Origin of the sequence: Aeromonas sp. s6, from assembly GCF_040907815.1 — a bacterium.
GTDB classification, from domain to species: Bacteria; Pseudomonadota; Gammaproteobacteria; order Enterobacterales; family Aeromonadaceae; genus Aeromonas; species Aeromonas caviae.
In genome coordinates this window covers 1-13,058 of record NZ_JBFOCN010000061.1, presented here as the reverse complement: position 1 = coordinate 13,058, position 13,058 = coordinate 1, and the positions used below count along the sequence as shown (strand labels likewise).

The window sequence follows — 13,058 nt, the reverse complement described above, 5'->3', positions numbered from 1 at the left end:
GCGGCAAAATGCATATAGTAGAGGCCACTGACGCGGGTGTAGTTCAATGGTAGAACGGTAGCTTCCCAAGCTGCATACGTGGGTTCGATTCCCATCACCCGCTCCACATTCCAGATAGCGGCACGCGCCGTTGTCCATATCAGCCAGATGGCTGTCTGTCGTGGGGATTCCCCATCACACCGAGCACGTTTTGATGCCTAGCGGGCATCGTATAATGGCTATTACCTCAGCCTTCCAAGCTGATGATGCGGGTTCGATTCCCGCTGCCCGCTCCAGTCTTCACACAAAAAGCCCACTCCTGCGAGTGGGCTTTTTGTTGTGCATTTTTTGAGGGGGCAAGTTGCCTGGGGCGAGCCTTGCAGACATGGAAAAGGCGCCACAGGGCGCCTTTTCAACTCGGGAGTGGGAGAATTACTCCTGCTCCAGCTCGCCGCAGAAGCGATAGCCTTCGCCATGGATGGTGGCGATGATCTCAGGGGTGTCGCCCACGCTCTCGAAGTGCTTGCGAATACGGCGGATGGTCACGTCCACGGTGCGGTCGTGGGGCTTGAGTTCGCGGCCCGTCATCTTCTTGAGCAGCTCGGCACGGGTCTGGATCTGGCCCGGGTTCTCGCAGAAATGCAGCATGGCACGGAACTCGGAGCGGGGCAGCTTGAACATGTCCCCTGCCGGGCTGACCAGGGCGCGGCTGTTGATGTCCAGAGCCCAGCCATTGAACAGATAACGCTCTACCAGCTTCTTCTCTTCGCCACCGGCGGCCACGTTCATGGTGCGGCTCAGCAGGTTGCGGGCACGGATGGTCAGTTCACGGGGATTGAACGGCTTGGTGATGTAGTCATCTGCGCCGATCTCCAGCCCCAGGATCTTGTCCACTTCGTTGTCGCGACCGGTCAGGAACATCAGGGCGATGTTGTCGTCTTCACGCAACTCGCGCGCCAGCAGCAGGCCGTTCTTGCCCGGCAGGTTGATGTCCATGATCACCAGGTTGATGGTGTGGCTGGTCAGGGCCTGGTGCATCTCGTCACCGTTGTTGGCTTCCAGCACGATGTAGCCTTCGGCTTCGAAGATGCTCTTGAGGGTGTTGCGGGTGACCAGCTCGTCTTCGACGATCAGAATATGTGGTGTTTGCATGAGTATTCCCAGATTCTTATCAGTTAATTATCGAAATTTTAACACTCTTTGGCGTTATCCGACCGGTCCTGAAAATTTATTACGTCATCCTGGGTATGAATATCAGGTCGAATCATCGCGAATTTGGTAACTATGTCGGCAAGCATCCCTGTGCCGTACATGGGCTCTCAACAAGTCTGAACAAGAGAAGCCCGGAGAGGTAGTCCATTACAAAAGTTGCTGCATTTTATCAGTTAACAGGCGCATAACAACACTCTTTGCCGTCAGATAGCAACTTTTTAACTCAGCTTTGATATAAGTCAATCCCCGAGTTCGCTGCATCATACTTGGGCTGACCCGCTTTTTCGCCCTTAATAAATGTAATGGGATGTAACATGTGGTTGACATGACTTTGTGGGAAAACTACAGAAAAGTGTGCTTCATCGCCCCCTTTGCGCCTCCCAGTTGCCCAGCCTATGCCATTGTCACGGCCTGGAACCCGGCCAGCCGGTGGGTGGGGCTGCGCCGCAATGCCCGTCGCCAGCGAGCCCTTGTCCGGCAAATGGGCGAGTGTCCCGTCATGGGAGAGGTCTGGGGGAGCGATGAGGATGAGCGCTGGCAGGAGGCGTCGCTGTTGTTGCCGCTTTCGCAGCCAGAGGCGATCCGGCTGGCCGCCCGATTTGGCCAGAATGCCCTCTATTGGGTGCGTGAAGGAGAGCTCTGGCTGGTGCCCGTGTTGCTGGAAGGGACGCCCTGTCATCTGGGGGCGCTTGCGTCCCGCTGGCGGTTCAGGCCTTAGGGCTGACATGGCCCCCCGCCATCCGGACAGGGCACCCGGCAGGTGGATTGTCAGCGCCCCGACATGATGAAAGAATGAGCGGACACATTTCACTCCATGGAAGGATGATGATCATGCTGGACCTGCTGCCCGACCTTTGCGATGAACATGGCGATGCCCTTAGGATCGCTGACCCCCTGTTTCACGACTATGGCGGCAAGGCGCTGTTTTACGGCGAGGCCGTGACCCTCTCCTGCTTTGAAGACAACAGCCTGGTGCGTGAGCTGGTCAATCGTCCCGGCCATGGCAAGGTGATGGTGATCGACGGGGGCGGCTCCCTGCGTCGGGCGCTGCTCGGGGATCAGCTGGCCATCAAGGCGGTGGAGCAGGGGTGGGAGGGGATCCTCATCAACGGGGCCGTGCGGGATGTGGGGACGCTGGCGACCCTGGCGCTGGGGGTCAAGGCTCTGGCCCCCTGTCCGGTCAAGACCGAAAAACGGGGCCTGGGGACGCTGGACACCTTGGTCTCTTTTGCCGGTGTGACCATAGCGCCCGGCGACTATGTCTACGCCGACCTCAACGGTGTGCTGGTGAGCGGCGCCAGGCTCCTCTGAACCTCAGAAGTTGAAGCCCACGCCCAGAGTGAGAAAGTGTTCCGTGCTGAAGGCACTGAGTCCGTAATTGGCTGTGATGGCCAGGGAGGGTGTCACCAGCAGGCTGCTGTTGAGCTCAACCAGAGTGCTGGCCTTGCTCACCTCCAGCTGCTTGAGCTGGCTGCCGATGTTGAGTGACGGGGAGAGGCGATAGCGCACCCCAGAGCTGATATTGAACCCGGCCTGCCCACTTTGGGGGCCGATGGCGGGGCCGGCCTCCATATAGAGGCTGATGTCATCCTGAAGCGGGTATTGATAGCCGGTATTGATGAGCCAGAGGTCGAAATTGTCGCCAAGGTGGCTCTGGTTGCCGAGCAATACGCCGGAATAGCTTTTGACGTAGAGCGGGTTGTCCGATTCGGTCTGGAGAAAACTCCAGTCGGCGGCCTGAGCCGAAAAGACGAGGCTGGATGCCATTGCGATGACGAGAGACTTGACCATTCGTTTCCCCTCCCTGGGTCCGAACAGGACTACAAGCATGGCACATGCCAGCGGGGAGTAAAGGGAACCCCGATCACAATAAAAGAGTTTTGATTGACGCCGCAGCCATGGTACACAGGCCCCTCACTCCGTGTCGTTACGACACGCTCCATCACTAGGTGAACTGATGAACAACAAACTGATCCTGCTGGCCGCTCTGGCCCTGGGAGGCTGCGCCATGACTACGGGTTCCACGCTGGCACAATTGCAGGCATCGACCTGGCAACTGCAAGGGGCGAGCGGTGATACCTTCACCCTGCAGGTCGCCGGTGACAAGGTGGCGGGCAAGGGCGGCTGCAACCGCTACTTTGGCGGCATCACAGAGCAGGGTGACGGCGTGTTGACGCTGGGCGCCATGGGTTCGACGCGCATGATGTGTGCGGGGGATCTGGCCGGCAAGGAGATGAACTACCTGCAGACCCTGGAGAAGGTGGCGAGCTTCCAGATCAGCGGCAAACAGCTGGTACTCAAGGATGCCGACAAGGCCACCTTGCTGACCTTTGACGCCGTGAAATAAGCCGGAATCTCGTCAAAGGCTGTCGCAGGCAACCCTGCGCCAGTGTGCAGAAGAATGTGAAAAGGGACGCAATGGCGTCCCTTTTTGTGCCTGATGTCGGGTCATCCCCCTCGCTGGAAGCGAAACCGCTTCTTGCGCCGGTAGGGATAGACATCCTCGAACATCCCCTCCTTGATGTTGCTCTGCAGCATCTTCCAGTAGTTGGCGTCGAAGAGCTCCTTGTGCAACTGCATCATGATCTCCCGCACCTGGGGTTTTTGCAGCAGGAAGGTGGCGAACTCCTCCGGGAAGATGTCGTTGGGTGCCACCGAATACCAGGGTTCGGCGCTCCACTCGTCCTCCGGGTAGCGGGGCGGCGGGATCTGGCGGAAGTTGCACTCCGTCATATAGCAGATCTCGTCGTAGTCGTAGAAGACCACCCGGCCGTGGCGAGTCACCCCGAAGTTCTTGAACAGCATGTCGCCGGGGAAGATGTTGGCCGCCGCGAGCTGGCGGATGGCGTTGCCGTACTCCTCTAGGGCGAGGCGGGTCTGCTGTTCGTCCGCCTGATCCAGATAGAGGTTCAGGGGGATCATCTTGCGCTCGGTGTAGAGGTGTTTGATCACCAGCTTGTCGGCGGTGAGGGTAAGCGCAGAAGGCGCCACCGCCTTGAGCTCGGTCAACAGCTCCGGCGAGATGCGATCGAGGGGAAATTCGAAGTTGGTGAACTCCTGGGTATCTGCCATGCGGCCCACTCTATCGTGCTGTTTTACCAGCCGGTATTTCTCCTTCACCTGCTCGTGGCTCACCTCCTTGGGCGGGGTGAACTCGTCTTTTATCACCTTGAACACCACATCGTAGGAGGGGAGGGTGAACACGCTCATCACCATCCCCTTGATGCCGGGCGCAATGACGAACTGCTCCCGGCTCTGGGCCAGGTGCTGCTGGTAGTGGCGATAGAGCTCGGTCTTGCCGTGTTTCTGGCAGCCGATGGCGTTGTAGATTTCATAGTCCGGCTTGCGGGGCATGATCTGGCGAAGGAAGGCCACAAAGAGCGCCGGCACCGGGGCATAGACCATGAAGTAGGCGCGGGCGAAGCCGAACACGATGGAGGCAAGCTCCGGCTCGAAGATGACGGTGTCCACATAGATGCTCTGACCGGTGCTGAGCAAGGGCAGGATGAAGGGGTAGACTTCTCCCTTCACCCGGATGAGCCCCACCAGATAGGCTCCCTTGTTGCGATAGAACACCTCCCTGAGCAGCTCGATGGCGAAGGGCTCCTCGTGCAGGATGGCCGGGCCGCTCTCTGCCAGATGGCGGTGGATGTCCATGATGTCCCGCTGCTTGTCTTCGAAAGGGAGGGTGAAGCTGTAATCCCCGAGCAGCTGGCTCAGGGTCTGGGGCAGGTGGGAGAGATCGGTGCGATAGATACGCAGCAAGGATCCCAGGTCAGGCTTGTCGCCCCGGCTCACGAAGGGGTGGATATAAAGGTTCTCGTCGCGGATGTTGCGATGGCGGAAGATGCGGCGATAGACGGAATTGAAGAAGGACTCAGCCACCTCGAAGTTCTCGCAGCGGGGCAGGAGATCGCTGAAGGCGCCTTTCACCTGCTTGAGCAGGGCCTGGGTCGGCAGCTGCTCCCCCATCATCTGTTTGATCTGCGCCGTGGTGGCGCCGACATGGTGATCATAGAGGCGGATGCGCTCTCGACCGGCGAGCTGCACCCCCAGCCAGTCGCTGTTCTCGAAACGGCTCTTGCTGCCCTGGGTTATCTCGAGAAAGCGGCTGTAAAACGACTCAAAACGTTGCAGGATCGTCTCGGCGACCGCCTGCTCCAATGGCTGCTGCATCTCTCTCTTCCTTGTGATCTGTCGGGCCCATGGCGTCAGTGCCCTGAGGCGGCGGACTCGCGTCCAAGGCCACTATGGCAACATCCAAACATCTGTTCAAGTGGCAATATTTCGGGATAAACGGTAGATTGCGCCCCTGTTTTGCCGACGGTTCGCCGCAGTTCGCGGCGTCGGCCTCATCCTGGAGAGAACCCGATGAAACTCTATTTTGTGCTGGTGTCGCCAGCCCGTGCCGCCAACGTGGGGGCTGCTGCTCGCGCCATGAAGACCATGGGCTTCGACGCCATGCGACTGGTGGGGAGCCGGGTACACGAAGAGGAGGAGGCAAGCTGGGTTGCCCACGGGGCGCAGGAGATCCTGACGGATGCGCAAGCCTTCGACACCCTGGAAGAGGCCCTGGCGGACATGGATCTGGTGGTCGCCACCACCGCCCGGCAGCGCGGCCGCTACCAGCACTACCTCACCCCGGCGGACATTCGCGACCAGATCCGGGCCAAGCCCTCCCTCGAGAAGGTGGCCATCGTGTTTGGCTGCGAGGAGTCCGGACTCTCCAACGAACAGCTCGCCCAGGTGGATCTCATCAGCTACCTGCCTCTCAAGGTCTCATACCCGTCCCTGAACCTGGGTCAGGCGATCATGCTGTATGCCTATGAGCTGAGTCCGCTGCTCGATGACCAGAAAGTGAGCGACGAGCAGGACGTAGCAGAAAATTTCGAGAGTGCCGGGCAGGTTCGCGTGCTGAAATCAAAAACAGCAGAATTGCTTGGTGAACTCGGAGTTTCGCAGGATGAAAAACTGCATCAATGGGTGATGGACCGAGTGCCCATGCTGCCGCAGCGGGATCTCAATATGCTCCATCTGCTCTGCAAAGACCTTGCCCGCAAGTTTGGCAAGGAGGTTTAGGTTGACAGCCCCTCGCCGGGCGCGGTATTGCTAACAACCAGATTCGTTCAAGAGTGTTCGTCATGCAGCTATTCACCAACGTCATCACCACCACCATTATTACCGGTACCACCACAGGTGGCACTGGGGCCGGTTGATGCGCTGACGAACAAGCACAGAAATCAGAAAAAGGCCCGTACCCACCCAGTACGGGCTTTTTTGTTGGATTGTTTTTAGACCAATTAGCAGATCAATTTGCAGGGAATACAGGGAGATAGCGATGAGAGTGTTGAAATTTGGCGGGTCGTCACTGGCCGACGCAGAGCGTTTCTTGCGGGTTGCCGATATCGCGGTGAATACCCACGGCCAATCCCAGGTGGCCCTGGTGCTGTCGGCACCGGCCAAGGTGACCAATCACCTGGTCGCCCTGGTGGAACAGACCAGTCGCGGCATGGATGCAAGCAGTACCCTGTTCGAGATCAACGGCATCTTCTCCCGCCTGCTGGCGGGGCTCAAAGCCGCCTATCCCGCGCTGGATGACAAGGCGCTGCAGGCCCGTCTCACCGCCGAGCTGGATCAGGTCGAGCGGCTGATGCAGGGCATCCGTCTGCTGGGGCTGTGCCCGGACAACGTCCAGGCGCGCATCCTGAGCCGGGGCGAGAACCTCTCCATCGCCTTCATGCACGAGCTGTTGCGTGTGCGCGGCCTTGAGCTGGACATCATAGTGCCCGAGCAGTTGCTGGTCACCGATGGCGGCTACCTCGAAGCCCATGTGGACATCGAGGCCTCCCGGGTGCGCTTCGCCGCCAAGGGCCTGCGCTCTGACTGTCTCTACCTGATGCCGGGCTTCACCGGTGGCAGCGACAAGGGCGAGACCGTGCTGCTGGGCCGCAACGGCTCCGACTATTCCGCAGCCGTCTTGGCCGCCTGCGTCGATGCCGAGTGCTGCGAGATCTGGACCGACGTGGAGGGCTGCTACAACTGCGACCCGCGCCTGGTACCGGATGCCTACCTGCTCAAAACCCTTTCCTATAAAGAGGCGATGGAGCTCTCCTACTTCGGTGCCAAGGTGCTGCACCCGAAGACCATCGCCCCCGTGGCCCAGTTCCACATTCCCTGCCTCATCAAGAACAGCTTCAACCCCCAGGGGCCGGGTACCCTCATCGGGGTCGATCAGGGGGATGACGATCTGAAGGTGAAGGCCATCTCGGATCTCTCCGGCATGTGCATGTTCAACGTCTCCGGTCCCGGCATGAAGGGCATGGTGGGCATGGCCGGTCGCATCTTCTCCGCCGTCTCCCGCGCCGGGGTCAGCATCGTGCTGATCACCCAGTCGTCCTCCGAGTACAGCGTCAGCTTCTGTATCCACAGCTACGACAGCGACAAGACCCGCAAGGTGCTGGAGCGCGAGTTCGAGCTGGAGTTCAAGAACCAGTTGCTGGACCCGCTCGAGATCATGACCGATCTGGCCATCATCTCCCTCATCGGTGACGGCATGCGCACCTCCAAGGGGATGGCGGCGCGCTTCTTCACCTCCCTGGCCCAGGCCTCCATCAACATCGTCGCCATCGCGCAAGGGTCGAGCGAGCGCTCCATCTCCGCGGTCGTGCGCTCCGGCAAGGTGGCGGAAGCCATCAAGGCCTGCCACCAGAACTTCTTTGGCAGCCAGCAGTTCATCGATCTCTTCGTGGTCGGGGTGGGCGGCGTCGGTGCAGCCCTGGTGGATCAGATTGCCCGCCAGCAGCCGGTACTGGCCGAACAGGGCACCGGCCTGCGGGTGGTCGGCATCGCCAACAGCCGTCAGATGGCGGTCAACAAGGATGGCCTGGCCCTCGCCAACTGGCGTGAACAGTTGGTGGAAGCACAAGGCAGTTTCAGCCTGGAGGCGGTGAAGAAGCTGGTGGAAGAGAGCCACCTCATCAACCCGGTGATCGTCGACTGCACCTCGAGCGAAGCCGTGGCCGTCCAGTACGCCGACTTCCTGGGGGCCGGTTTCCACGTGGTCACCCCGAACAAGAAGGCCAACACCGGGTCGCTCGATTACTACAAGGCGCTGCGTCGCACCGCCCGCCAGACCCGCCGCAAGTTCCTGTACGAGACCAACGTGGGCGCGGGCCTGCCGGTCATCGAGAACCTGCAAAACCTCATCAAGGCCGGTGACAAGCTGCGCGCCTTCGATGGCATCCTGTCCGGGTCGCTCTCCTTCATCTTCGGCAAGCTGGACGAGGGGATGGCCTTCTCCGAGGCTACCCAGATCGCCCGCGGCAACGGCTTCACCGAGCCGGATCCCCGTGACGATCTCAACGGCATGGACGTGGCTCGCAAGCTTCTGATCCTGGCCCGCGAGGCCGGCATGGCGCTGGAGCTCTCCGATGTGGAGGTGGAGCAGGCACTGCCGCCGGGCTTTGACGTGAGCGGCGACGTGGAAGCCTTCATGGCCCGCCTGCCCGAGGCCGACGGCTGGTTCCGCGACCAGTTCGCGGCGGCCCAGCGTGAAGGCAAGGTGCTGCGTTACGTCGGCTCCATCGAGGGTGGCAAGTGCAAGGTAGCCATCAAGGCGGTGGGTGGCGACGAGCCCCTGTTCAAGGTAAAAGACGGAGAGAACGCGCTCGCCTTCTTCTCCACCTATTACCAGCCCATCCCCCTGGTACTGCGCGGCTATGGCGCAGGGACCGAAGTGACCGCCGCCGGTGTCTTCGCCGATGTGCTGCGCACCCAGAACTGGAAGCAGGAGCTGTAACATGAGTTCAGAGATGAACCCGAATGTAGAAATCGGCGGCAGCGTGGTGGCCTATGCCCCGGCCTCCAGCGCCAACCTGAGCGTGGGCTTTGACGTCCTGGGGGCGGCGCTCGCCCCCGTGGATGGCTCCCTGCTGGGTGACCGCGTCCAGGTCAAATCGGCAGAGGTGCCTTTCGCTCTCTCTTCCGTGGGCCGTTACGCCCACAAGTTGCCGGACGACCCGAAAAAGAACATCCTCCACGACTGCTGGGTCGCCTATGGCGAGGCGCTGGAGAAGCGCGGCCTTGGTCTCAAGCCGCTGGAAATGGTGCTAGAGAAGAACCTGCCGGTGGGCTCGGGCCTGGGATCGAGCGCCTGCAGCGTGGTGGCGGCGCTGGAAGGGCTCAACGCCTTCCACGGCGCGCCCCTGAATGAACACGACCTGCTGCTGTTGATGGGGGAGATGGAAGGCAAGATCTCCGGCTCCGTCCATTACGACAACGTGGCGCCCTGTTATCTGGGCGGCATGCAGCTGGTGCTGGAGGAGGGGGGCGTCATCAGCCAGGGCATCCCGGTGTTTGACGAGTGGTACTGGGTGGTCTGCTACCCGGGCACCGTGGTCTCCACCGCCGCCGCCCGCGCCATCCTGCCGGCCCAGTATCGCCGCCAGGACTGCCTCACCTATGGCCGCCGGCTGGCCGCCTTCGTGCATGCCAGCTACAGCCGCCAGGAAGGGCTGGCCGCCAGCGTCCTGAAAGACGTGATCGCCGAGCCTTATCGCGCGGCCCTGATTGAAGGTTTCAACGAGGTGCGGGCCCAGGGGGCCCAGAACGGGGCGCTGGCCACCGGCATCTCGGGGTCCGGTCCCACCGTGTTCGTGGTGATGAAGGATCTGGCCCAGGCCGAACGGATGAAAGAGTGGATGGAAGCGCACTTCGTGCGCAATGAAGATGGATTTGCTCGGGTCTGCAAACTGGACATGGCCGGGGCACGGGTAACAGGAAGCGAGCTATGAATCTTTACAACATCAAGGACAAGAGTGAACAGGTGAGCTTCGCCCAGGCGGTGCGTCAGGGTCTGGGCCGCGAGCAGGGGCTGTTCTTCCCAGAGACCCTGGAGCCGCTGGCCGACGTGGATGCCCTGCTGGATCTGCCGCTGGCCGAGCGCTCGGCCCGCATCCTGAGCCACCTGCTGGGTGACGAAGTACCGGCTGCCAAGGTGAGCGAGCTTATCGACGCCGCTTTCACCTTCCCGGCGCCCCTGGTGAAGCTCAAAGATGGCACCTATGCCCTCGAGCTGTTCCACGGCCCGACCCTGGCGTTCAAGGATTTCGGCGGCCGCTTCATGGCCCAGTGTCTGGCTGCGTTCAGAACCAATGACAAGATCACCATCCTCACCGCCACCTCGGGCGACACCGGCGCCGCCGTGGCCCACGCCTTCTACGGCCTGGAGGGGATTGAAGTGGTGATCCTCTACCCCAAGGGCAAGATAAGCCCCTTGCAGGAGGCGCTTTTCTGCACCCTCGGCGGCAACATCCGCACCCTCGCCATCGACGGTGACTTCGATGCCTGCCAGGCGCTGGTCAAAGATGCCTTCGACGATGAAGGGCTCAAGACCGCCATCGGCCTCAACTCCGCCAACTCCATCAACATCAGCCGCCTGCTGGCCCAGGTTTGCTACTACTTCGAAGCCGTGGCCCAGTTGCCGAAAGCCGATCGCGCCAAGGCGGTCATCAGCGTGCCGTCCGGCAACTTTGGCAACCTCACCGCGGGTCTCATCGCCAAGGCGCTGGGGCTGCCGGTGAAGCGCTTTATCGCCGCCACCAACGCCAACGACACCGTGCCGCGCTACCTGAAAACCGGCCAGTGGGAGCCGCACCAGACGGTCGCGACCCTGTCGAACGCCATGGACGTGAGCCGCCCCAACAACTGGCCGCGGGTGGAAGAGCTGTGCCGTCGCAAGGGCTGGGCGCTGGAAACCTTGGGCTCAGGGATGCGTGACGATGCCCAGACTCGCGATGCGCTCAAACGCCTGCATCAGCTGGATTACCTGTGCGAGCCCCACGGGGCGATTGCCTGGGATCTGCTGAACGAGCAGCTTGGGCAAGACGAGGTCGGTGTGTTCCTCTGCACCGCCCATCCGGCCAAGTTCAAGGAGTCGGTGGACGAGATCCTGAATCTGGATGTGCCGCTGCCGGGCCCGCTCGCCAAGCACGCCGCGCTGCCGCTCCTGTCCCACGATCTGCCCGCTGACTTTGGCCGCCTCAAGGCCTTCCTGCTCGGTTAAGCCGTCATGAGACGCTGACGATCCCCCGCTTTTTCACGAGAGCGGGGGATTTTTTTATGTCCGGTATTGATGTCCGGTATAACCGTCATTCCGCACCTGATTTTGCTATTTTCAGTGCTTGACGGCGATCGGCCGTTCTGATCTATTACTCTCTTTTGCAGGTAGATCATCATGGCCGCACCCGCTATCTCGATCCGTAACCTCGATCACCTTGGTTTGGTCGCCGCACTCTGCCAGGAACTGGGCATTGCCCGCATGATCGATGCCTTGCTCCCCAAAACCCCGCCTTTCAAGGTCTCACATGGTGAAGCCTTGGTCGCCATGATAGTGAACGGCCTCGGCTTTCACAGCAGCACCCTGCACATGTTCCCGCAATTCTTTGCTAACAAGCCGGTTGAGCGCCTGATTGGCCCCGGGATCTGTGCTGATGACCTCAATGATGATGTGCTCGGTCGCTGTCTCGATGCCCTCTTTGAGGCCGATGTCAGCGCCTTGTATCAGGTGATGGCGGCGCAAGTTGTCGAGCGGCTGGGGCTCAAAAGCACCGCAGTGCACCTCGATATTACCAGCTTCCACGTCGATGGCGCCTATGACTGTGCCGATGGGGATCTGGTCGGTAAGCTGCAACTGGTGCGTGGTTATAGTCGTGATCACCGGCCAGAGCTGAATCAAGTGATCCTTGAGCTCATCTGTGAAAATCAGGCCGGCCTACCTGTCTATATGCAGGCCCTGAGCGGCAATAGTAATGACACCAAAGCCTTTGCCCAGACCGTTCGTCGCCATTTGAGCAGTCTCAAGGCCGCGCAGGAGTGCCGTTATCTGGTCGGCGATGCCGCACTGTACTGCGCCGATACCTTGCAATTACTGGCGCAACAGCAGCAACTATTTGTGACCCGGGTGCCCGTCACTCTCAATGAGGCAAAGCAGGCCGTGGCAACCATAGGTGCACAACCGCTGACCGCTCTGGGCAATGGCTATCATGGCCGTTGGCAACACGCGAATTATGCCGGGGTCGCGCAACGTTGGTTGCTGGTGCGCAGCGAACAAGCCAGCCACCGCGAGCAGCAGACATTGGCCAAAAACCTGCTCAAAGACAGTACCCGCGAGCTCAAAGCCTTCGCCAAATTGTGTGCCCGACGCTTTGCTTGTGAGGCGGATGCCCAAGCTGAGTTGAGCTGTTTTACCGCCAGCTTGATGCTGCTGCAACTGGATGCCGAAGTGGTAGGTGAACCCGTTTATACAGGACGTGGCAGACCCAAGCGTGGCGAAGAGCCAATTGGCCATCAGTTTCAAATCACTGGGTTGGCGGCAACTAGCCTGGCTTGCGTTGAAGAGGCCCGCAACCAGACCGGGGTGTTCATCCTGGCGACCAATGACCACAGCGATACGCTGACCATGGCCGAACTTTTGGCCACCTATAAAGCGCAGCAGAATGTCGAACGGGGCTTTCGTTTTCTCAAGAGCCCGGAGTTTTTAACCTCCTCACTGTACCTGAAAAAGCCGGAGCGGATTGAAGCGTTGCTCATGGTGATGACCTGTAGCCTGATGATTTACGCAGCGTTGGAGCACCGGATCCGGCAGGGATTAGTGGAGCAGAATCGCAGTGTGGCGGATATGAAAAAGAAACCGACCCAGCAGCCGACGGCCCGTTGGATCTTTTTGCGCTTTGGTGGCATCCATGAATATCGACTGGGAGAAGCTCCGCCACAAGTAACGGAGCTAACAGGAGACCAGCAGATCATTTTGGAGGTATTGGGTGAGCGCTATCGGCAAATTTATTCCTAAATCAGGTGCGGAATGTCGG

The 13,058-nt window shown here is 60.3% G+C and carries 11 protein-coding genes and 2 tRNA genes; 10 read left to right on the top strand and 3 right to left on the bottom strand.

From position 1 onward, the window contains the following. Positions 1-32 precede the first annotated feature (32 nt). A tRNA-Gly gene (locus tag AB5Y50_RS09785) sits at positions 33-106 on the top strand. A gap of 94 nt (positions 107-200) precedes the next feature. Then, positions 201-275 (top strand) — tRNA-Gly (locus AB5Y50_RS09780). A 136-nt stretch (positions 276-411) separates the two neighbouring features. On the opposite strand, the gene arcA is transcribed toward AB5Y50_RS09780, so the two are convergent. After that, on the bottom strand, positions 412-1,131 hold the full coding sequence (gene arcA / locus AB5Y50_RS09775) for a two-component system response regulator ArcA (RefSeq protein ID WP_010673581.1): 720 nt from the start codon (positions 1,129-1,131) through the stop codon (positions 412-414). 385 nt (positions 1,132-1,516) lie between these two features. On the opposite strand from arcA, the gene AB5Y50_RS09770 reads away from it, so the two are divergent. Both AB5Y50_RS09770 and AB5Y50_RS09765 read left to right on the top strand, forming a co-directional pair. Further along, positions 1,517-1,909, top strand: coding sequence for a DUF3293 domain-containing protein (locus AB5Y50_RS09770; protein ID WP_080988637.1), 393 nt, complete (start codon positions 1,517-1,519; stop codon positions 1,907-1,909). 113 nt (positions 1,910-2,022) lie between these two features. Continuing rightward, positions 2,023-2,502: a putative 4-hydroxy-4-methyl-2-oxoglutarate aldolase gene (locus AB5Y50_RS09765; protein WP_223931423.1), complete on the top strand. Its 480-nt coding sequence runs from the start codon at positions 2,023-2,025 to the stop codon at positions 2,500-2,502. A gap of 3 nt (positions 2,503-2,505) precedes the next feature. Here the strand turns inward: AB5Y50_RS09765 and AB5Y50_RS09760 are convergent, their stop codons facing one another. Continuing rightward, on the bottom strand, positions 2,506-2,982 hold the full coding sequence (locus AB5Y50_RS09760) for a hypothetical protein (protein WP_039039355.1): 477 nt from the start codon (positions 2,980-2,982) through the stop codon (positions 2,506-2,508). 166 nt (positions 2,983-3,148) lie between these two features. On the opposite strand from AB5Y50_RS09760, the gene AB5Y50_RS09755 reads away from it, so the two are divergent. Then, on the top strand, positions 3,149-3,538 hold the full coding sequence (locus tag AB5Y50_RS09755) for an META domain-containing protein (protein WP_039039356.1): 390 nt from the start codon (positions 3,149-3,151) through the stop codon (positions 3,536-3,538). A 101-nt stretch (positions 3,539-3,639) separates the two neighbouring features. Here the strand turns inward: AB5Y50_RS09755 and aceK are convergent, their stop codons facing one another. Beyond that, positions 3,640-5,367 carry a bifunctional isocitrate dehydrogenase kinase/phosphatase gene (gene aceK / locus AB5Y50_RS09750; RefSeq protein ID WP_010673586.1) on the bottom strand — a complete coding sequence of 576 codons (1,728 nt, stop codon included), beginning with the start codon at positions 5,365-5,367 and terminating at the stop codon, positions 3,640-3,642. Between the two features lie 195 nt (positions 5,368-5,562). Between aceK and AB5Y50_RS09745 the strand changes: the two genes are divergently transcribed. The 5 genes from AB5Y50_RS09745 (at position 5,563) to AB5Y50_RS09725 (ending at position 13,039) form a co-directional block, all read left to right on the top strand. After that, positions 5,563-6,270 carry a tRNA/rRNA methyltransferase gene (locus tag AB5Y50_RS09745; RefSeq protein WP_039039357.1) on the top strand — a complete coding sequence of 236 codons (708 nt, stop codon included), beginning with the start codon at positions 5,563-5,565 and terminating at the stop codon, positions 6,268-6,270. Between the two features lie 259 nt (positions 6,271-6,529). Then, a complete protein-coding gene (gene thrA, locus AB5Y50_RS09740) occupies positions 6,530-8,989 on the top strand; it encodes a bifunctional aspartate kinase/homoserine dehydrogenase I (protein WP_223930673.1) in 2,460 nt (819 codons plus the stop codon). Position 8,990: 1 nt separating this feature from the next. Next, positions 8,991-9,983 (top strand): homoserine kinase, encoded by a 993-nt coding sequence (thrB, locus tag AB5Y50_RS09735; protein ID WP_029314022.1) that lies wholly within the window; start codon positions 8,991-8,993, stop codon positions 9,981-9,983. Further along, positions 9,980-11,254, top strand: a complete 1,275-nt coding sequence (gene thrC, locus AB5Y50_RS09730; RefSeq protein ID WP_049636630.1) for a threonine synthase — start codon at positions 9,980-9,982, stop codon at positions 11,252-11,254. The genes thrB and thrC overlap by 4 nt, the downstream gene beginning before the upstream one ends. A 171-nt stretch (positions 11,255-11,425) precedes the next feature. Further along, positions 11,426-13,039 (top strand): IS1634-like element ISAs25 family transposase, encoded by a 1,614-nt coding sequence (locus AB5Y50_RS09725; RefSeq protein WP_010674210.1) that lies wholly within the window; start codon positions 11,426-11,428, stop codon positions 13,037-13,039. Positions 13,040-13,058 lie beyond the last annotated feature (19 nt).